Raw genomic sequence first — 20,442 nt, forward strand, 5'->3', positions numbered from 1 at the left:
ACGTCTTGTCGGGGCAGGGGGAGCCAGCATGATATCAAGGACCGTGATGGGCGCCGGAGTTGGGGTTGCCTTGCTTGCCGCCGTCGCCGGTGCTGCTTTCGCGGACGACACGCTCAAACTCACCGAGCTCAGCCCCGACGGCAAGGACGCGTGCTTCGGCCGCGTCTACGACGCCGCGCATCTCAAGTCGCATCCGCAGCAGAAGGTGGCGCGCATCTTTTTCTATTACGGCCGCGATCCGGTCAGCCGGCCAAACGAGGAGCCAAGCGCCGGCATCGACTCCTCCTACAATGGCTTCATGGCGACGACGGTGCGCGGCGCCAAGGCGCCTGAATGGCTTGGCGGCTGGTGCAGTCATGAGTCGGAGGACGGCAAGGCCGGCCCGATCCGTTGCGGCATGGACTGCGACCGCACCATGGCTTCGCTGAAGGTCGACGACAAAGGCCGGCTGATCGTCTCGGACGTGCAGCCCGACCTCTATCTCGACGCGGGATCGGAAGACGAGCTCGGCAAGGCGGAGTACGAAAGGCAGGCGCTGGGCAAGGACGACAACGGCTTCAGGCTCGATCCGATGCCGGCCGCCACCTGCAAGGCGGAGTTCGCGCGCATCGACCCGATCGATCCGGCACTTGGCCCGCCATTGCGCGAGCGGCTGAAGCCGGACCAGGCCTTCTGCTACGGACGCGACTACGACGCCGAGCATCTCGGCTCGCATGCCGACCAACTGACCCAGTCGATCAGGGTGTTCCGCGGACCGGTCGAGCTGGCGTCTTTCGCCAAGGAGGGCGATCCGGCCAATTGGCCAAGCGGCGCCGATATCGCCGTTTCGGTTACCACGCGGCAGAAATCGGCCAAGGTCACGCAGGTCTATAACTGTCAGGGCGAGGGCGACCAGTGGCGCTGCGCGGCGAGCGCGAAGACGGGTGCTGCGTCCTGTGACATCGCGCAAAGGGAGGTCTTCCTTCGCCGCGGCGCCAACGGCACGATGATGCTGGCCAACCCGAACAGCGGCCTGCCGATCATCGATCTGTGCTCGAAAGCGGCGGAAGGCGACACCAGCTCCGACGACAAGGTCTACCGGCTGGAGCCGATGCAGCAGGCTGCCTGCGGGCTGTAGCAGTTCAGAGACGCGATGCCGGCGGGACAGAGGGGGGTGCTGTCCCGCCGACCTCAAGGTTTTGGATGGCGGCGTCCCGCTATCGCCTCACGCGAACGGCACGGCTGTCGTGCCTTTGGGCAGTTTCGCTTCATCGTCGGGTTCGACATGGATGATGACCCGCACGGAAGGGATTTCGGCCTGCAGCGCGTCTTCGATGCGGTCGCAGATGACGTGGCTGGCGCCGACCGACATGTCGGCGTCGACGACCAGGTGGAACTCGATGAAGGTGGCGCGGCCGGCGATGCGCGTCTTCAGGTCGTGGACCTCGAGCGCGCCCTTGCAATTGGCCGAGATGATGTCGCGTATGCGGATATGTTCCTGGGTGTCAACGGCGCGGTCCATCAGCCCGTTCATCGACGAGCCGATGACGTGCCAGCCCTGCCACAGGATGTTCAGCGCCACGATCACCGCAAGAGCCGGATCGAGAACCTGCCAGCCGGTCAGCACGGCGCCGACCAGGCCGATGAACACACCGAGCGAGGTCGCCACGTCGGTCATGATGTGCCTGCCGTCGGCAACGAGAGCCGGCGATTTTTCGCTTCGGCCGGTGCGGATCAGCGTCAAGGCCCAGACGGCGTTGATGACCGTTGCGACGCCATTGACGGCAAGGCCGGTCCATGGCTGTTCCAGCAGGGCGGGATGCTGCCAGGACCACCAGACCTCGTTGAGGATCAGCAAGGCGGCAAGCACGATCAGCACGCCTTCGAGGACGGCCGAGAAATACTCGGCCTTGTGGTGGCCGAACGGATGGTCCTGGTCGGCTGGCTTGTAGCTGACCTGGATCGCCCAATAGGCGGCGGCAGAGGCAATGACGTTGACGATCGATTCCAGCGCGTCCGAATAAAGCGCGACCGAACCGGTGACGTACCAGGCCACCAGCTTCAGGCCGAGCACGACGCAGGCGACGACGATCGACCAGAAGGCGAGGCTGGCGACCTTCTGCCTGGCGGCGGCTTTGATTTCCGCCGCGGTCACTGGGGAAAAGATCCCAACACTGAGCCCTCGAATTAAGCGGCCTTTTCCTTGGCCTTGCGCGGCAGGTGCGCGACGATGTTCTCGATGATGCGCATGCCGGCATTGTGGCCGAGCGTCATGATCGACTCCGGGTGGAACTGCACTGCGGCGATCGGCTCCTTGCGGTGCTCGAAGGCCATGATGATGCCGTCCTCGGTCTCGGCGGTGACGACAAAACCATCGGGCAGCCGCACCGGATCTGCAAAGATCGAATGATAGCGGCCGACCGTCACCTCCTTGGGCAGGCCGGAGAAGATGATGCCCGGCTTCGACACGCGGATGCGCGACGGCTTGCCATGCACCGGGATGTGCAGTTGGCGCAGCTCGCCGCCATAGGCCTCGGCCAGCGCCTGCAGCCCGAGGCAGACGCCGAAGATCGGCAGGTCGCGCGCACGGGCCCGCTTGATGGTGGCGGCGCAGTCGAAGTCCTTCGGCGTGCCGGGGCCGGGCGAGAGCACGACCAGGTTTGGCTTCAGCCGGTCGAAGATCTCGTCCGGCACTGGTGTGCGCACCGTCGAGACATTGGCGCCGGTCTGGCGGAAATAGTTGGCGAGCGTATGGACGAAACTGTCCTCGTGGTCGACCAGCAGGATGTTGACGCCGTCGCCGACACGCGCGGTGCTGCGTTCGGTGCTGGCGGCATTGCCTGATTTGGCGTCGCGGATGGCGGAGAGCATGGCGGATGCCTTCAGTTCGGTTTCGGCTTCTTCTTCCTCGGGAATGCTGTCGAAGAGCAGCGTGGCGCCGGCGCGCACCTCGGCGATGCCGTCCTTGATGCGAATGGTGCGAAGCGTCAGGCCGGTGTTCATGTCACCGTTGAAATTGACCATGCCGATCGCCCCGCCATACCAGGCGCGCGGGCTCTTCTCGTTCTGCTCAATGAAGCGCATGGCCCATAATTTCGGCGCGCCGGTGACGGTGACCGCCCAGGCATGCGACAGAAAGGCGTCGAAGGCGTCCATGCCTTCGCGCAGCCGCCCCTCGATGTGGTCGACGGTGTGGATCAGGCGGGAGTACATTTCGATCTGGCGGCGGCCGATGACGCGCACCGAGCCCGGCTCGCAGACCCTCGACTTGTCGTTGCGGTCGACGTCCGAGCACATGGTGAGTTCGGATTCGTCCTTCTTCGAATTGAGCAGCTTCAGGATCTGCTCGCTGTCGGAGATGGCGTCGTCACCGCGCTTGATGGTACCGGAGATCGGGCAGGTCTCGACGCGGCGGCCGTTGACGCGCACGAACATTTCCGGCGAGGCGCCGATCAGATATTCGCCCTCGCCGAGATTGATGAAGAAGGAATAGGGCGAAGGGTTGATGCTCTTCAGCTTGCGGGAAATCTCGGAGGGCTGGGTTTCGCAGCGTTCGTAGAACATCTGCCCCGGCACCACTTCGAACAGGTCGCCGCGCTCGAAGCTCTTCATCGCCTTGCGTACCAGCTTGGCATATTCGCCGGGCTCGTGGTCGCCGCGCGGCGGGATGCGGTCAGCGGTCCTGAACGGCTCGACGATTTCGTCGCGCGGCAGGCCTTCGGTCGAGAAGCCATCGCCGGAATAGTCGTAGCGGTCGGTCCAGGCCTTGGTCGAATAGTGGTCGACGACGAGGATCTCGTCGGGCAGGAACAGCACGAGATCGCGCTGGCTTGGCTTGCGCTCGAGCTTGTAGTCGACCGGATCGAACTGGAAGGCGAGGTCATAGCCGAAGGCGCCATAGAGGCCGAGATTGGCGTCTTCCTCGGTCTTGAACAAAGCCGTGATGGCGCGCAGCACGGTGAAGACGGAGGGTACGCGGCTGCGTTCCTCCTCGGTGAAGACACGGCCGGGCTTGGCGACCTCGAGGCGGATGAGTTTCTGCGTTGTCTCCGCGATCGTTACGTCGTCAAGACCGGCAAGCGCCTTGCCGATCACCGGCAAAAGCACCTGGCCACGGCTGTTCAAGGCCTCGATGCGCATGGCGCGGCCGTGTGCCGAGATCACCAGCGGCGGATCGATGATGGCGGTGTCCCAGCGCGTATAGCGGCCGGGATATTCGTAATTCGAGGAAAACACGGCGCCGCGGCGCGAATTCAGGCCATCGACATAGCCGTCGATCGCCCCCTCGTAAGGCCGGTCATGGCGCTGGCGGGTAATCGCCACGCCACCCGCCGTGACGAAGCGCTCGGCGCCATTCTCCAGAATTTTCGTCGTCATTGCCGTCTCCATCAGCGTCTTTGGGGCAACGGACCCGGGAATGGCTTGAAAAAACAAATGGCCGCCCGGACATTCCGCTGCGGCCACCCTCTATTGTCACGCGAACGCGTTCGAACAGGCCGCTGTCAGCGAGCCCACCACCAAATGGTCTTGATCGAGCGCATGTTCATGGCGAAATCCATAGCCGCGAAAAGCGGTATGCGCAACAGGTTTGAAAGTCTGTGGGGTGGCTGCCGCTTTCGCAACCCAGCACATGGCCAAGACCGGCAGTCCTGCCTAGACTCTGCGTTGCCCTGGCGCATGTGCCGCCGCGCCAGAGGCTTGCCGAACTCGGCGTCGCCCGCGTGAGCCATGGTCCGGTGCCGTACCGGCAGATGGCCGAATGGCTGGAGGCCAAGGCGCGACAGGCGATTTCGGGGTAGCCTGGCGGGGTGCGTCAGTCCTCCAGCGTTCCCGACCTTGCATCGGCGCTCGTCCCGTCGCCGACCAGCTTCAAGAGGTCTTCGCCGGCGCGGATGATGCGGCGGGAACGCCGCGTCAGGATGAGGCCCGCCTGCGGCGCCAACACTTCCGTGCGGCCGTCGGGCTCGCCGGGCGCGTGGACGATGGTGGCAAGGCGCGCACCCTTGGTGACGCGGTCGCCCGGCTTCACGTCGTACAGGATCGCGCCCGAGCGGGGCGCCGGCATCATCTCGATGTTTTCGAGCGGCGCGACGAGCCCAACGAAGCTGCCAGGCGCGGGCAGCGCCTGATCCTGGATTACGCCGCGCGCCACCAGCAGCCGGTAGAGCCCTTCGGCATCGGCGCCGGCGAGGGCGCCGTCGACATCGAGTATGCCGCGATATTCGACGGTGATGGCGACGCGCCGGTGGAGGCGCGCCACGTCGGCCGGGACGTTCTGATACGGCATGATCGAAGCGCCTTCGAAGGTGCCGTCGGGGTCTTCGTCCCACAGCATCACCGCATCGACGCCCATGGCCGCTGCACAATCCGCCATGGCCGGCCACAGGCTGGTGTGGACGTAGAGATAGGCGAGGCCTTCATCGTCGCAATGCAGGTCGAGCACGATGTCGTGGCCGATGGAGAGCTGCAGCAGCCGCGTCTTCAGCCGCTGGTCGACCGTGCCGTGCGCCGGCAGCAGCGTGAGGTCGGGCGCGGCGAGCCGCGGAAAGCCACGGTTGAAATTGGTGCGCGTGCCCAGATGGAAGCGGCCCTGATGGTCGCCATAGAGATATTGCGCGCGGCCGATCGGATTGGCCCAGGGCACGATGGTCATGTTGCCGGTGACGCGGCCTTCGGCTTCCGCCTTGCTGAGCATCGGCATCAGCGTGTCGATGGCGACGACGCCCGGCAATTCGCCGGCATGAAGTGCGGCCTGCAGATAGGCGGAAGGCGCCGTCTTGTCCGTTCCGGCGAAGCGGAAGACGGGGAATTCGTAGGAAACGCCTTCGCTGTCGCCGGCGACGCGTTCGATGGACTTCTGCATGGGATGCCTCCGGGAGAAGAGGCGGAACACATGCCCTTTTGCCGGTGGGCTGTCGATTGGTCCAGTCGCTGCCGCTATGGGCGCAAGATTCTACCCGGCCGTCACACCAGCGGCTTGAGTTCCTGGGCGATGGTCGGCAGAAGCTCCGAGACGTTCGGGTGGATGTGCACGGCGCGCGCTAGCGTGCTGACCGGCGCCTTGGCATACATCAGGTCGAGCACGCAGTGCACCGCCTCGTCGCCGCCCGGGCCGAGCACCGAACAGCCGAGGATCTCCCTGGTGTCGGCATCGACCAGGATCTTCATGAAGCCTTGCGTCTCACCTTTTTCGACTGCACGGCTGACGCGGGTCATTGGCCGCTGGCCGACCAGGGCGCGGCGGCCGGATTTCCTTACCGCGGCTTCGGTCATGCCGCAGCGGCCGAGTGGTGGGTCGATATAGAGCGCATAGGCCTCGATGCGGTCGCTGACCTTGCGCGGATCGTTGTCGAGCAGGTTGGCGGCGACGATCTCGTAATCGTTGTACGAGGTGTGGGTGAAGGCGCCCTTGCCGTTGCAGTCGCCCATCGCCCAGATGCCGGGCACGCTGGTGCGCAACTGGTCGTCGACGACGATGAAGCCGCGTTTGTCGACCTCGACGCCGGCTTTGTCGAGGCCGAGATCGTCGGTGTTTGGCGTGCGGCCGAGCGCCAGCAGCACATGCGAGCCGACCGCAGCCGCCTTGCCTGGCGAGAAGGTCACGGCGATTTCGTTGCCTCGCCTGGCGAAGCGGATGTCGTCGGCGCCGAGATGGATGGCAATGGCTTCGTTTTCGAGGATCGACAAAATGGCGTCCGAGACATCCTCGTCCTCGCGACCGATCAGACGCGGGCTTTTTTCGATGACCGTGACTTCGGAACCGAAGCGGCGGAACATCTGCGCGAATTCGAGCGAGACATAGCTGCCGCCGACGACGATGAGATGGCGCGGCAGCACGTCGAGATCCATCATCGAGGAATTGGTCAGGTAAGAGATGCCGTCGATGCCGGGCAGGTCGGGCACCGAGGCGCGCCCGCCGGTGTTGAGGAATATCTTTTCGGCGCTCAGCAGATCGTCGCCGACGCCCACCGTGTTGGCGCTTACGAAGCGCGCATGGCCGCGATAGAGCGTGCATTTGTCCATGCCGGCAATCCAGTCTTCGAGATTGCCGCGGGCGTCGTTCGAGACCTTGTCCTTGCGCGCCTTGATCGCCTTGTAGTTTACGCCGACGGGACCGGATAGCGTCACCCCGTAATCCGCGGCGGAGCGGGCGAGATGCGCGGCATAGGCGCTTGCCACCATCGTTTTGGTCGGCGTGCAGCCGGTGTTGACGCAAGTGCCGCCGACCAGCTTTCGCTCGATCAGCGCCACGCTCATGCCGGCCGCATTCAGCCTGCCGGCGAGCGGTGGGCCGGCCTGCCCGGCACCGACGATGATGGCGTCGAATGTCTTTGCCGTCATGCCGCCGCCGCCACGATCAGAAGCCCGCCGACGATCGCCACCGCGTCCTCGATGAAGGCGGCGGGCGGGTCCTTGCCGAAGGCGGTGGCCAGGCGCTTGCGCGCCTCGGCGCCGCCCAGCGTGCCGATCACCGCGCCGATGGCGCCGGCGATCAGGCCGCCGATGGTGGCACCGCCGGTCGCGCCGATCACCGCGCCGGTGAAAGCGCCCAAGACGATGCGCGTGCCGAATTGCTGCGGCACCTTGCGGCTCGGCGCCGAGGGCAGCTGGTCGGTGACCAGTTCGGCGATGGCCAGGATGGTGAAGATGCCGACGGCGATCCAGTGGCCCATGAAGCTCGCCCACGTGTCCGCGACCGGCAACCAGCCAAGCCAGGCGCCCCAGGCGACGGCGGCGGGCGCGGTTATGGCGCGAAGCCCGGCAACGATGCCAATCAGGAGTGCAAAAATGTACAGCATGATTGATCCCCTCGATGGCCGGCTTGCGACAGGTCCGAGAGAGCAAGCTACCATAGGTCCGGTATTTGACCAGAGGTGGTGTCGCCGCTGGCGCTTCCGTATTTTCACCACTTGTGCTTTGGCAAAGTTGAAACTGGAGTTGCAGCCATGGCCGGAAGCGAACGCATGAAAATGGCGGCGGGCGAGTGGTATTGCTGCCTCGATCCGGAACTGGAGGCGTTGCGCATCACGGCGCGAGACGCGGTGTTCGAGCACAACAGCCTGCCGCCCCGGCAGCGTCGCGACATCGGGCCTGGATTGCGGACGCTGCTCGGCGCTGCGGGCGAGGGCGCCCGGATCGAGGCGCAGTTCCACTGCGCTTATGGCTTCAACATCTTTCTCGGCGACCGCGTTTTTCTCAATGCCGGCTGCATCATTCTCGATACGGCGCCAGTGCGCATCGGTAAGGGAACGCTGCTCGGCCCCAATGTGCAGATCTATTGCGCCGAGCACCACAAGGAGGCTGCCGGGCGACGGGCAGGGCTGGAGATCGCCAGGCCGGTCGAGATCGGCGACAATGCCTGGATCGGCGGCAGTGCCATCATCCTCGGCGGGGTCAGGATCGGCGATGGCGCTATCGTCGGCGCCGGTGCTGTGGTGACGCGCGACGTGGCGGCGAACACCACGGTGGTCGGCAATCCGGCACGCGTAGTCAGCAACAGCTGAGCACCGTGCTTCTGTCGCCGGTCACGTCCTCGTTCTGATGGACATGGGCGGCTGTTTCACTTGGCCGGAGGTGGATGCAGCCGTGTGTCGAGCGCAAACGCCTCCTGGGTCTTCATGGCGTATGCCCCTCTGGCGAGGCTCGCGTCGAAGATCAGGTTCCAGCTACGCTGCGATACCGCGCTAGGAATCACCACGAACCGGTGCCGTTGCAGAAGATCGTCGCCAAACGCCTGTTGCCCGGAGCTCGGAATGCCCGGGCGCAACCAGTTGGGGTTGGGCACGGCGGCGGGGTCGACGATATGCACATCCGCGACATCGCTGACGATCGCTGCCGTCATGACATGCGCTATCGTGTCGAGCGCCCTGAAGCCCTTATGAACCGCAACCTCGAGCATCGCAGTCGACGGATCGATCGAGCAGTAGACGGCGCGCACGCCCTTGCTGTTCCAGCGTCCGCCCACCCTGTATGCGCCCTCGCCACTATCCCATGTAGGCGCAAACGCGGCTTGATCGAGGCGCCATCCGATGAGGTCGGAGCCACCAAGCGCCGCCGGCAGCGGCGTCATGCATAAACGCCATATTCAAGCCGTTCCAGATAGTCTTCTACAAGCTCGATCCCCACCGGCGTCGCCAGAAGGTCGATTGGACGACGCTGGTCGAGCCCAATCGCCGGGCGCTCCAGCCATTGCTCTGCCTCCGCCTGCGAACCGAACACGTCGGTCGCTTTCGACAGGATCTCCGCGAACTTCCAGGTTCGTCCGCTCTGGTCCTGACTGAGAGGCTTGGACGGAGCATCCTTGCGGCGCTGGTAGGTGCGCAGGCTCATGCCGATGGCCTTCTCCAGCGAATCGGTCTTCTGGATGAAGACGAGTTGCCCGATAAGATGGTCCAGCGCTGAAGCCGGCAGGCCGTGCAGAAGCAACTCGTGGGCATCCAAAGCGCTGCTGAGGCGCCTTGCCAGAATGCGGCTGCCGCCTAGCAATTTCGCCACCTTCTGAAGTTCATTGTTTTTTGCTGCTGGCGCAGCCTTTTCCAATGCCATCGCCACGGCGAGCCCTCTTCGCGTCATCTGTCGCTTTAATATATGACAGATGACGCAAAGCCTTTCAAGCACGACAGGATCGAGAGCAGGGCAATCGCTTCGAGAGAAAAGATAGCCTACTCGGGCCAGATGGCAGTCCAACGTCGGCCTGAAGCGATTGCCCTGGAATCGAGCGCGAGCCGAATTTCACCTCGGCATATGCGCCACGCGCTCCTCCTGAGCACTCTTGGAGAATTCGCGCCGGTACTGCGCCGGCGAGGTTCTGAGGCGCGCTGCGAAGTGCTGGCGCAGCGAGGTAGCGCTGCCGAAGCCGGCCTCGAAGGCAACCGTGTCCATCGATTTTTCCGTTGCTTCCAGCAGCCGCTGCGCCAGCTGAACGCGCTGGTCGGTCAGCCAGTCGCCGAAACTGGTGCCGATCGTTTTCTGGAAACGGCGCGTGAACGTCCGGCGGGTGAGGCCAGCGAGACCGGCAACGCTGTCCAGACTGTGCGGATCACCCAGGGTTTTGCGCACCGTTTCGAGAGCCTGGGTAAAGCGGTCCGCATTGCCGGTCCTGGCGATGGGACGTTCGATGAATTGCGCCTGCCCGCCCTGCCTATGCGGAGAAAGCACGATCTGCCGGGCAAGGCGAAGTGCCGCCTCGGCGCCGTAACGAGCCCGTACGACGTGCAGGCAGCAGTCGAGCCCGGCGGCGACGCCGGCGGATGTCACGACATCGCCATTGTCGATGTAGAGCACTTCCGATTCGACGAGAATGTCGGGATAGAGTTCCTGCAGCTGATCCGCGTAGGCCCAGTGCGTCGCCGCTCGCCGCCCCGAAAGCAGTCCGGTCGCCGCAACAGCGAACGTTCCCAAGCACAGTCCGACGATCAGCGCGCCGCGCTCGTGCGCGCCAAGCAACGCGTCGATCAATGCGGCTGGAGGCGAGCTCCCGAGATCCGTCCAGCTTGGCACGATGACGATGTCGGCGTCATTGAGCGCGGAAAGCCCGTGCGGGACGCTGATGGTCAGCCCGGCATCGGTGCGGATCGGCCCGTCCTCAATCGCGCAGACCCGGAAGTCGAAGCGCGGCAGGCCGAGCTCCGTGCGATCCGCGCCGAACACGAGACACGGCACGGAGAGATGAAACGGGCTGATGCCATCGAAGGCGATGGCGGCAACGGCAGGATCGGTCATGGGAGCTCCGGCAACGGGTGAGGCCGATTGTCCCAATTCTTTCGAATAATGTCAATCGGGACACTTTTTGCAATCCGGTGCCGAGCTTATCGTCCACCCGTCAATGTCCAACGGGAAAGGAAAACCCCATGTCGCAACCAGCCAAAGGCAAAGCTCCACGCCGCGCCCTCATCGTCATCGATGTTCAAAACGACTATGACGGCGGCAACCTCGCCATCCAGCATCCGCCCTTCCGCGACAGCGTCGTCAATGTCGCGCGTGCGATGGATGCGGCCACCGAGGCAGGCGTCAAGGTGGTGGTCATCAAACAGTTGGCGCCGGAAACCTCACCGGTCTTCGCCAAGGGCAGCCATGGCGCCGAGTTGCACCCGGAAATCGCCAGGCGAAACCGCGACCACTACATCGAAAAGAACTTGCCCAGCGCCTTCACCGGCACGGACCTCGAGGAGTGGCTGCGCGCCAACTCTATCGATACGATCACAGTCATCGGCTACATGACTCACAATTGCGACCTGTCGACGGTCATCCACGCCGTGCATATGGGTTTTGAGGTCGAGTTCCTGTCGGACGCAACGGGGTCGTTGCCGTACGCCAACAGCGCCGGCTACGCTTCGGGGGAGGAAATCCATCGCGTCGTGACGATCGTATTGCAGTCGCGCTTCGCGGCCGTTCTCAAAACCGCCGAGTGGATCGATTGTCTGAAGACCGGCGTGGTACCCCAGCACGACACACCCTATGCCTCCAACCAGCGCGCGCTGGCGCGAAGCGCGGCTTAGGGACGAGCTCGTCGCGAAGTCGCCAAAAGGGCGCCGCAGCGTTGCGGCGCCCTTTGCCGTTCAAGCGTTGATTATCCCTAAAACAGGCCTTCGATCTGGCCCATTTCGTTCAGGAAGATCTTTTCCGAGGATGGCGCTTTGGGCAGGCCGGGCATGGTCATCACCTCGCCGCAGATGATGACGACGAAGCCGGCGCCGGCAGACAGTCTGACCTCGCGCACCGGTACGGTGTGGCCGGTCGGCGCGCCGCGCAGATTCGGATCGGTGGAGAAGGAATATTGCGTCTTGGCCATGCAGACCGGCAAATGACCATAGCCGGCGTGCTCCCAGGCGTGGAGCTGGTCGCGCACCGATTTGTCGGCGATCGCTTCGGAACCGCGATAGATGCGCTGGACGATGGTGTTGATCTTCTCGAACAGCGGCATGGCGTCGGGATACAGCGGGGCAAATTGCGACGCGCCGGATTCGGCCAACGCCACGACTCTTTTGGCCAGTTCCTCGATACCGGCCGATCCCTGGGCCCAGTGCTTGCACAGGATCGCCTCTTCGCCCATCGAGGCGACGTAGTCCTTCATCGCCTGGATCTCGGCCTCTGTGTCGGAGTAGAAATGGTTGATGGCGACCACAGCCGGCACACCGAACTGGCGGATGTTCTCGATGTGGCGGCCGAGATTCGCACATCCCTTCTTGACCGCCTCGACGTTCTCCTTGCCGAGGTCCTCCTTCTTGACGCCGCCATTCATCTTCATGGCGCGAACCGTGGCGACGATGACCGCCGCGGCGGGCCTCAGGCCGGCCTTGCGGCATTTGATGTCGAAGAACTTTTCGGCACCGAGATCGGCGCCGAAACCGGCTTCGGTGACGACGTAGTCGGCAAGCTTCAGCGCCGTCGTCGTGGCAACGACGGAGTTACAGCCATGCGCGATGTTGGCGAAGGGGCCGCCATGCACGAAGGCCGGGTTGTTCTCCAGCGTCTGCACGAGATTGGGCTGCATGGCGTCCTTCAAGAGTACGGCCATCGCACCGTCGGCCTTGAGGTCGCGGGCATAGACGGCCGACTTGTCGCGACGATAGGCGACGATGATGTCGCCGAGGCGCTTTTCCAGGTCCTTCAGGTCGGTCGACAGGCACAGGATGGCCATGACTTCCGAGGCGACTGTGATGTCGAAACCGGCCTCGCGCGGGAAACCGTTGGCGACGCCGCCGAGCGAACAGATGATCTCGCGCAGCGACCGGTCGTTCATGTCCATGACGCGGCGCCAGACGACACGGCGGGTGTCGATGCCGAGCTCGTTGCCCCAGTAGATGTGGTTGTCGATCAGCGCCGACAGCAGATTATGGGCGGTGGTGATGGCGTGGAAATCGCCGGTGAAGTGGAGGTTCATGTCCTCCATCGGCACAACCTGTGCGTAGCCACCGCCGGCGGCACCGCCCTTGACGCCGAAATTCGGTCCGAGTGAAGCCTCACGGATGCAGACGATGGCCTTCTTGCCGAGGCGGTTGAGGCCATCGCCCAAGCCCACCGTCGTCGTCGTCTTGCCTTCGCCGGCCGGTGTCGGGTTGATGGCGGTGACGAGGATCAGCTTGCCATCCTTGTTGCCCTTCACCGACCTGATGAACTCGGCCGAGATCTTCGCCTTGTCGTGGCCGTAGGGCAGAAGATGTTCGCTCGGAATGCCGATCTTCTGGCCGATCTCCTGGATCTGCTTCTTCCTGGCGCCGCGCGCGATCTCGATGTCGGACTTCACTTCGGCCATGGACGACTTCCCTCTGAATTGGACGGATTTGACTAGTGTGTCGCACGAATAGCCCGGCATTGCAGGCGCGGACATGTTCTACCCCTGTCGCTGCCGCGGCGTCAACTTTCATGCAACTATGTTTCCTGCGAAGAAAATACCTCTGCGGCCGGCTGCCCTGCTACAGGTTCTTTTCGCGCCGGTTTGCCGCGCCGTATAGAAGCCAGAGCAGGCGCGGTTCCGCCGTCTCAAAACAGCCGCGCAATACGCGAAAAGCGACAGAAGCAACGGCGCAAATTCACCAGCGCCGGCTGTGCGAGACGATCCGCTACTGCGTCAGCACGTTGCTGATCTCGACCATGTTCGAGCGCACCCTGAGTATGTAAAAACCCATCGTCGTCAGATGTGTCGGCAACAGCCAGCCGTCCTCGCGGCCATTGGCGATGATGAAGGGCTGGATGCGCAGCGCCGAGACGAACTGCGCGTCCATCGTATCCCACAGGTTCTGCAGGTGCTTTTCCTTGATGACGTCCTCGAAGTCGGCCTGTGCGCCCTTCATCAGCCCGTAATAGGCATAGAGCTGGCCATAGGCGAACCAGAAGCGGTCGTCGGCGCGAGTGTCGAACCAGCCATTATTGTGGTTTTCGGCACGCTCCTTGAGGATCGCCGAGGTCGAACCGATGTCGGACGAGATGCGGTCGATATACTGCTTGAGATTGTCAGCGCGGGCATCGAACGTCGCCTGGCAGGCTGCGAGGCGGGCGTTGAAGGAACGCAGCTTGCGCACCGCGTCACGATAGTAGCTCGGCGTCGGCGTCTTGGGGCCGAACGGGTTCAAGCCGAAATACCAGGTTTCCTCGTCGAACTGCAGATTGCCGCGGGCATCCTGCAGGTCGGCGTCGATCTGCGAGGTGGTGCGGACGCGGCCGAGATTATCGGCAAGCTCGGTCGCCGTGCGCCGCACCGCCTGGTTGATGCCGCGCTGGAACGAAGCCTTGTTGTCCATGAACGGCGTGTGATCCCAGTCGATGCCGAACAGGCCGAGCTTGTAAAGAATCATCGACGACACCCAGGCATTCTGGTTGACGTTGAAGTCGGTCAGGTCGGCCGCAACCTGGGCAATGGCTGAATTTCCGCAGGTCTTGGCCGTGTCGGTGCCGGCGCCGGCGGAAACCTGTTCACCGGCGGAGCTGTTGCGTTTTTCGAACGTGTATTTGTCGACGTAATTCGGGTCGAAATTGTTCCACCACTGGGTGGCGTAGAAGAAGTTGACATAGAGACCGATCAGCACGAGCACAGCCAGGCCGAGCACCGCCTTCAGGATCCAGCCGCGTTGCGTGTACCAGCGCCCCGCCCACAGGAACGGCCACAGGATCGCGCCGATGAGCAGGCCGATGCCGCGGCCAATCCACTGGAAAATCCGGGTGAAGAAACTCACGATCGGATCAAGCATGGCGATGTCACCCCTCAGTCAGTCAAGCCGTAGAGGCGCGTGCGAAACGCCACCTTGTCCTTCAGATATGTGGTTTTCAGAACGTCCACAACATGCGATCGCCAGGCGTCGCTGAAGCCCTCATAGTCCCTGTAGAAGCCCGGCTTGTTGAAGACGTAACGCGAAACGAAGTCCTGCGGCACGAAGTCCGAGATCAGCTGGTTGGTCAGCCAGGCGTCGGCATGGTCCGGCTTGGCGCGGATGACCAGGAAGCGCTGCTGCGGGAACACGTCCTCGATCTTGAGATGGCCGAGCTGGGCGATCTCGCGCTTGGCGGCGTTGAGGAAGGGAAAATTGCCGTCCCTGGTGATCAGATCGGTATGGCCGTGGATCCAGGTCTGCAGCCAGACCTTGTCGACGTCGGTCAGATTGCGGTCGGGATCGGCGTCGCGGATCAGCGCGCGCACCACCATTTCGGCGCGATGCTCGAGATAACCGGAGGTTTCGATCCATGAGGCGCGCGGCAGCTCGATGCGGCCGGTCGAGGCGAGGAACTTGAACACCTTGTCGGCATCGTGGATCGAAAGGTAACTCACCTGCCACGGCCGCGAGCGGCGGAAACCGGGCGCTGCCGGGTCGCTGATCACCGTCGTCACGTCGGGATCGACGAACACATAGAGCCCGCCGAAATGGCTGGTCCAATAGGCATTGTGACGGAAGATCACCTGGTCCGGCACCAGCGCATTCTCGCGGATGTCGCCGCAGACCTTCGTCAGCTCGACCATGTGGGCCAGCATGGCGTTGTCGCGCCAGGCATCCGGCTCCTGCTTCAGCCGGTCGACCAGCTTGCCGAGCTCGGCGGCCTTGCCGAGCACATCCTCGGCCGACAGCACCTTGAACTCGACCTGGTTGATCGACAGCAGGTCCTCGATGTCGTCGACCTTGGGGACCGAATCCTCGATCTCGCCGTAGATGACGTCCTTGATCGTCAGCGCATCGATGGCGCGCTGGTTCTTGGACATGAACTCGTACATCAGCAGCGAGGTGTTGGAGAACGCCGTGTGCACCACCGGCAGGTCGATCTGCGACGGCGTCAGGATGATGAAGCGGCGGTTGACCTCGTTCGGATCGAGGTAGCTGTAGTCGCCGCATTCCTCGGCGACCTGCGGCGAGAAGCCAGTGCGGTCGATCTCGAAGCTTTTCAACTTGGTCGGCTTCAAGCCGAACGCGACCATCGCCTTGTTGTAGCGCTGGATCAGGTGCGGCTCGTCGATCGTCAGCAGCCGGCCGTAGATCAGCTCGTTGTCGCGCAACAGATCGGGTTTCTTGGCCATTATTCCTTCTCCGCGTTCACGGGGAGACGGTGCCCGAAGGGCGGATGAGGGGCGCGAACGCTCCTTCTCCCGTTGTGGGAGAAGGTGGCCGAGCGAAGCTCGGTCGGATGAGGGGTGTTCCAGCTTGACGAATACCCCTCATCCGTCGCCTTCGACGCCACCTTCTCCCACAAGGGGAGAAGGTGGCGTCGGCGCATCTCACGCATTCCACAGCCCCTTTTTCTTCAACCCCTCGATCTCGCGGACGGCACGCTCCCGCAGACGGGTGTCGCGGATCATCTTGGTCACCGCCGCATCATCGGACTTGTCGGAATAGCGGAATTCGGAATCCGCGTAGCGGTTGATCTCCTGCATGACCATGTCCATCGAGAATGGCCCGCGCAGCTCCTCGATCATGGCTTTCTTGTCGTCGTAACCCTTGTGCATGAAGGCTTCTGGCTTTTCGAACCACTCGTCGGGCAATTCGATGTCCATGGCGCGCATCTTGATGGCATCGGTGACGTTCTTGATGGCGCGGCCGGTAAAGCGCGGCTCGGCATCCTTGATCAAGTGCAGATAGGTGCCGATGTCGGCCATCGTCTTTGGCGCGCCATTCTCCTTCATGTAGCGCTCATAGACCTTCATCAGCCCGTCTTCCTGCGGCTTTTCATGCTCCTCGTAGGCTTCCATCACCGCGCGCTGGATTTCCTGGGCAGCGTAGAGCTTGTGCTCGCCGAGCGGGATCTTGTGGTTCTTGCCGGCGAGCAGAACGAAGATGTCGATGTAGTCGTCGCGGCTCTGCGGGCCATCGACCAGCCAGCGCGCGCCGGCGCGCTGGCGCAATGCGTCGTCGACGTTCTCGGGATAGTTGGAAAACATGCCGAAAGAGCAATTGCCGCGCACCACGGTCGCCGCACCTCCAAAGGCGTCCATCAGGATGCCGGTGATTTCCTGCTGGCCGGCCGAGGCGCGGTCGTCGGACCGGCGTGCCGCCACCTGGTCGATATCGTCGATGGTGCCGAAGCCGATGACGCGCGGGTTCAGCACATTGTTGATGAACTGTCGGCAGTTCTGGCCCGACTTGCCCTGGTAGGAGGAGATCTGGTCGACGCCGAAATTCTCGTAAGCGAAGGGATAGCCGGCGACCTGGCAATAACCATTGAGAAGACCGGCGATCATCTGGATCAAGGTTGTCTTGCCGGTGCCGGGCGCGCCATCGCCGATAAAGGTGAACAGGAAGCCGCCGAGCTCGACGAACGGGTTCAGCTCGCGCTCGAAGTCGTAGGCCATCAGCATCTTGGCAAGCTTGACTGACTGGTATTTGGCGATGTGGTTGCCGACGACCTCTTCCGGTTTTTTGAAGGTCATCACCAGCGGCTTTGCCCGCTTACCCGGCGCGACGTCGAAGCCGTCAAGGGTAAAATCGTCGACGTCGATGCGGATATGCGCGTTCTCGAACGGACCGATGCCGTCGAAGCGGCCCTTTCGCGCCAGCAGCCCGTCGATGGCGACGCGGGCAAAGGCGCGGGCGCGGGTCATCAGGTCGGCATCGTCCTTCGAACCTGCTATCGCCCTGTCGAGCCCGGCCACGATCGACTTCACCGCATCCTGGGGCGTGTCGAACAGAAAGTCCGGCTCGGGCGTGTCGTTCGGCGCCTCGCCGTCGCTGTCGATCAGCTGGAACAAATAGGAGGCAAGGCTGAAGGCGGAGATGTAGGCAGAGGCCGACAGCAGCTTCTTGAAGGTGGCAGCTTCATCGCCTTCGAGCGGCGAGCGGGCGTTTTTCGCCTGCAGACTTTCGAGGTCCGAGCCCTCGGCGAAGACATCCGATATGGCCAGCGCTATCGCTGTGCCGCGCCGGGCGCGAAACAACAGCGTGTGCTGCGGGATGGTCAGCAACTGGTCGTCGGAATGGACGGCGGCGACGGTTTTGGAGAGCTCGACCTCGCGCGTGCGGCGCACCGAGCCGACCGAGACGGTAGAGACGAAGCGGCGGTTGGTGCCGGCAAGCGCGGTGCCGGACTCGCGCGATGGGTCCTCCAGCACGACGATGCGAGTGATGAAACTTTGCGCAGTGGCACGGTGCTTTTCAATTGCCGCTTCCGGGATGGTGGTCAGGCCGGTGTCCATGGAGGATGCTCCGCGATTTGACGATCAGACGTCGCTGATGACCTGCCCTTTGGACAGGATGTGGACCTTGTAGCCCGAAAAGATCTTCTGCGCCTCGCCGGCGGCATAGAGCGCCTGATAGGCCTCGTGCGGAATCAGCGCATGGTTCTCATAGCTCGACACGCCTTGCCGCGCGGCCTCGAGATCGTCGGTATTGATGAAGAATTCCTGCGTCGTCTTTTCGCTCGAAAACAGCCCCTTGCGGCCTGGCTTTTCGGCCTTGGAAAAGACCTCCTGGATGGTCCAGGTCAGCAGCCAGGCGTTTTCCGGCTTGCGCACCTTGGCCAGCACTTCGCTCACCGTCGAATTGTTGTCGGTAATCCCTGCAGAATAGAACGGGCCGAGCACGACGCGACGCAGTTGCTTGGGATGCAGCGGCTCGAAATCCTTGTCGAGGTTGACCGCGATGGTCGCCGGCGACAGCGCGTAGGCGGAATTCTTCTCGGTGAAATCGTCGAAACGGTGGGCAAGCTCGGGATTGAGCAAGCCGTCGACCGGCAGCGGAATGTCGACCCTCTCATTAAGTTTGCCGCTGGAGTCGACAAGCTGCCGGATCATGTCGTCCGAGGAATCCTCAACCGTCACCATATAGACAAGCGGCAGGTTGGCGCTGCCGTCGAAGCACGCCCAGTGGACCAGATAATAGGGCCGCAGCGTCTTCGGATTGACCGACACCTTGACCGTCTGGGCCAGCGTGAACGGGCCGAAGGTGGTCTCGCTCTTGACGTCCTCGAGGTAAAGCCGCTCGGCCATCGACTTCTGCAGCGCTTCGGGAAATTCCTTGTGGCGCAGGATGAAGTCGGCCATTTCCTCGCGCAGTTCGCTGGCCGAAGGGATGACGGCGAGTCGCGCATCGGCCTGGAGCCGGTCGTTTTCCAGTTCGAGCAGGTTCTGGAAGACCGGGAAACCGCTTTCGGCGCGCGAGATGCGGAACGTCTCGGTGAAGCCCAGCCGGTTGCGCCAGCACGAGAACGATTTGTCGAGCCGCGCAATATATTCGGCGACGACCTTGGCGACGATGCCGTGCCGGTAGAGCGGCGAGCGATCGTCGCGCATGAACACTTCGAGGCCGCCAAGTGCCGCCGCGATCGCCGAGAAATAACGCGCCGCAGCTTCGTTTTCGGGGGTCATGCTGCCAGCCCTTGGGAGCAGTGCACGTGCAGCAATTACGACTGCACGTAATTTGCCGAATTGTGCTTCTTCATCACATCGTCGAAGCGGCGGGCGAAGGCATCGTCGGCGAGCTTCTTGCGGCGCTGGATGTCGGCGGTGGCGACCATGTTTTTCTCGTGCATTTCAAGCAGATCGCCGATGTGCTTTTGCGAGGCGGCACCAATGCCGGCCATGGTCTCTTCGGCGGTCTTGTCGACCTGGCTGCCCAGCGTGTTGATCTTGTGGGCGACATCCTGTTGGGCGGCGGTCTTCAGCGAATCTTCCAGCGCCTTGTAGAGAACGATGCGCTGCTCGGTATCGATGGTCAGCTTGTTGATCAGCGTCGATTGCGCCGCGATCTGGTTGTTGAGGGAATCGACGAAGGTCTGGAACATCGAGGTGTAGCGCTCCAGCGTCTGGCTTTCGGCCAGCAATTCCTGCTCCTTGGCCTGCTTCTCGTTGTATTCCGTGGCTAGTTTCGAGCGTTCGCCTTCCAGCTGGGTGCGCTCCTTCTGGCTGGTCGAGGCGGCGATCTTGTTCTCGATGTCGAGCAGCATCGGGTTGAGTTCTTCGATGCGCTTCTGCACAGTCTCGAGATTGGACATGGTGGTCTTGCGGCGCTCGATCACCTGCGACAGGCTGGCCTCGGAGGTCTTGTAGCGCGTGTCGAGAACCTGCTTCTGCGCCTTGAGGATGCCGACGATGGTGTCGGATTTCGCCAGCAGCTCCTGCAGATTGCCGGCCAGCGACATGTTGCGGACGCGGTCGGTGCGCAGGCGCTGCTTGCGCTGGCTGGAGAAGACACCGACGAAATTTTCCCAGCCGGTGTAGTTCTTCATGCTCTCGAATTCGGCGCCGAAGACGTTGGTGGCGTCCTCGAGGCCGATAATCAGGTCGGCGATATTGCCTTCCATCACCTTCTGCTGCTTCAGCACGTCCTCGATGCGGGCATTCTCGATGTCGAAATTGGCGTCGCCGATCTTCTTGTCGGCGGTGGCGAGCGTGTCGAGCACAGTACCGGACTGCTCGATCTTGTTGCGCATGTCCTCAACGACCTGCTTGGTCTTGGCAATCTCGGCGTCGAAATTCTGCAATGTCGCCATTGGGGCCTCCCGCTTCGGCATCGGTTTCGTTTCGCAAACCGCCGCGAATATATGTGCCGG

The 20,442-nt window shown here is 63.0% G+C and carries 17 protein-coding genes; 3 read left to right on the top strand and 14 right to left on the bottom strand.

Translation table 11 applies throughout. The annotated features are described in order from the left end of the window. The first annotated feature begins 28 nt into the window (after positions 1 to 28). On the top strand, positions 29 to 1,117 hold the full coding sequence (locus NKH67_RS07095; RefSeq protein ID WP_352469703.1) for a hypothetical protein: 1,089 nt from the start codon (positions 29 to 31) through the stop codon (positions 1,115 to 1,117). Between the two features lie 87 nt (positions 1,118 to 1,204). Here NKH67_RS07095 and NKH67_RS07100 read toward each other — a convergent pair whose 3' ends face one another. The 5 genes from NKH67_RS07100 to NKH67_RS07120 all read right to left on the bottom strand — a co-directional run bounded on the left by NKH67_RS07100 (position 1,205) and on the right by NKH67_RS07120 (position 7,778). After that, positions 1,205 to 2,134: a cation diffusion facilitator family transporter gene (locus NKH67_RS07100; RefSeq protein WP_502893728.1), complete on the bottom strand. Its 930-nt coding sequence runs from the start codon at positions 2,132 to 2,134 to the stop codon at positions 1,205 to 1,207. 32 nt (positions 2,135 to 2,166) lie between these two features. Beyond that, complete coding sequence (locus tag NKH67_RS07105; protein ID WP_352469704.1) at positions 2,167 to 4,356, bottom strand: anthranilate synthase; 2,190 nt, start codon at positions 4,354 to 4,356, stop codon at positions 2,167 to 2,169. Positions 4,357 to 4,792: 436 nt separating this feature from the next. Then, a complete protein-coding gene (locus NKH67_RS07110; RefSeq protein WP_352469705.1) occupies positions 4,793 to 5,842 on the bottom strand; it encodes a M14 family metallopeptidase in 1,050 nt (349 codons plus the stop codon). Positions 5,843 to 5,943: 101 nt separating this feature from the next. Then, positions 5,944 to 7,320, bottom strand: coding sequence for an FAD-containing oxidoreductase (locus tag NKH67_RS07115; RefSeq protein ID WP_352502232.1), 1,377 nt, complete (start codon positions 7,318 to 7,320; stop codon positions 5,944 to 5,946). Further along, the gene (locus tag NKH67_RS07120; RefSeq protein ID WP_352469707.1) at positions 7,317 to 7,778 is read right to left on the bottom strand and encodes a DUF4126 domain-containing protein; all 462 of its coding nucleotides are present in this window, start codon (positions 7,776 to 7,778) and stop codon (positions 7,317 to 7,319) included. Before NKH67_RS07120 ends, NKH67_RS07115 begins: the two co-directional genes overlap by 4 nt. A gap of 147 nt (positions 7,779 to 7,925) precedes the next feature. On the opposite strand from NKH67_RS07120, the gene NKH67_RS07125 reads away from it, so the two are divergent. Next, positions 7,926 to 8,483 carry a sugar O-acetyltransferase gene (locus NKH67_RS07125; protein WP_352469708.1) on the top strand — a complete coding sequence of 186 codons (558 nt, stop codon included), beginning with the start codon at positions 7,926 to 7,928 and terminating at the stop codon, positions 8,481 to 8,483. A gap of 56 nt (positions 8,484 to 8,539) precedes the next feature. Here the strand turns inward: NKH67_RS07125 and NKH67_RS07130 are convergent, their stop codons facing one another. The 3 genes from NKH67_RS07130 to NKH67_RS07140 form a co-directional block, all read right to left on the bottom strand. Continuing rightward, a complete protein-coding gene (locus NKH67_RS07130) occupies positions 8,540 to 9,049 on the bottom strand; it encodes an RES family NAD+ phosphorylase (protein ID WP_352469709.1) in 510 nt (169 codons plus the stop codon). Further along, positions 9,046 to 9,525: a type II RES/Xre toxin-antitoxin system antitoxin gene (parS, locus tag NKH67_RS07135; protein WP_502893729.1), complete on the bottom strand. Its 480-nt coding sequence runs from the start codon at positions 9,523 to 9,525 to the stop codon at positions 9,046 to 9,048. The genes NKH67_RS07130 and parS overlap by 4 nt, the downstream gene beginning before the upstream one ends. 186 nt (positions 9,526 to 9,711) lie before the next feature. Continuing rightward, positions 9,712 to 10,701: a helix-turn-helix domain-containing protein gene (locus tag NKH67_RS07140; RefSeq protein WP_352469711.1), complete on the bottom strand. Its 990-nt coding sequence runs from the start codon at positions 10,699 to 10,701 to the stop codon at positions 9,712 to 9,714. 128 nt (positions 10,702 to 10,829) lie between these two features. On the opposite strand from NKH67_RS07140, the gene NKH67_RS07145 reads away from it, so the two are divergent. Then, on the top strand, positions 10,830 to 11,477 hold the full coding sequence (locus tag NKH67_RS07145; protein WP_023679515.1) for a cysteine hydrolase family protein: 648 nt from the start codon (positions 10,830 to 10,832) through the stop codon (positions 11,475 to 11,477). 77 nt (positions 11,478 to 11,554) lie between these two features. Here the strand turns inward: NKH67_RS07145 and NKH67_RS07150 are convergent, their stop codons facing one another. From NKH67_RS07150 to NKH67_RS07175, 6 genes are all read right to left on the bottom strand, one after another. Continuing rightward, positions 11,555 to 13,234: a formate--tetrahydrofolate ligase gene (locus NKH67_RS07150; RefSeq protein WP_352469712.1), complete on the bottom strand. Its 1,680-nt coding sequence runs from the start codon at positions 13,232 to 13,234 to the stop codon at positions 11,555 to 11,557. A 307-nt stretch (positions 13,235 to 13,541) separates the two neighbouring features. After that, positions 13,542 to 14,666, bottom strand: coding sequence for a DUF2333 family protein (locus NKH67_RS07155; protein ID WP_352450540.1), 1,125 nt, complete (start codon positions 14,664 to 14,666; stop codon positions 13,542 to 13,544). A 14-nt stretch (positions 14,667 to 14,680) separates the two neighbouring features. Further along, a complete protein-coding gene (locus tag NKH67_RS07160) occupies positions 14,681 to 15,979 on the bottom strand; it encodes a DUF6638 family protein (protein ID WP_352469713.1) in 1,299 nt (432 codons plus the stop codon). 198 nt (positions 15,980 to 16,177) lie between these two features. Continuing rightward, the gene (locus NKH67_RS07165; protein WP_352469714.1) at positions 16,178 to 18,088 is read right to left on the bottom strand and encodes an AAA family ATPase; all 1,911 of its coding nucleotides are present in this window, start codon (positions 18,086 to 18,088) and stop codon (positions 16,178 to 16,180) included. A gap of 24 nt (positions 18,089 to 18,112) precedes the next feature. Then, positions 18,113 to 19,258: a hypothetical protein gene (locus NKH67_RS07170; protein WP_352469715.1), complete on the bottom strand. Its 1,146-nt coding sequence runs from the start codon at positions 19,256 to 19,258 to the stop codon at positions 18,113 to 18,115. A gap of 35 nt (positions 19,259 to 19,293) precedes the next feature. Next, positions 19,294 to 20,382, bottom strand: a complete 1,089-nt coding sequence (locus tag NKH67_RS07175) for a hypothetical protein (RefSeq protein ID WP_353030451.1) — start codon at positions 20,380 to 20,382, stop codon at positions 19,294 to 19,296. Between the last annotated feature and the right edge of the window lie 60 nt (positions 20,383 to 20,442).

The sequence above is a fragment of the Mesorhizobium sp. M0968 genome (assembly GCF_040319065.1).
Taxonomy (GTDB): domain Bacteria; phylum Pseudomonadota; class Alphaproteobacteria; order Rhizobiales; family Rhizobiaceae; genus Mesorhizobium.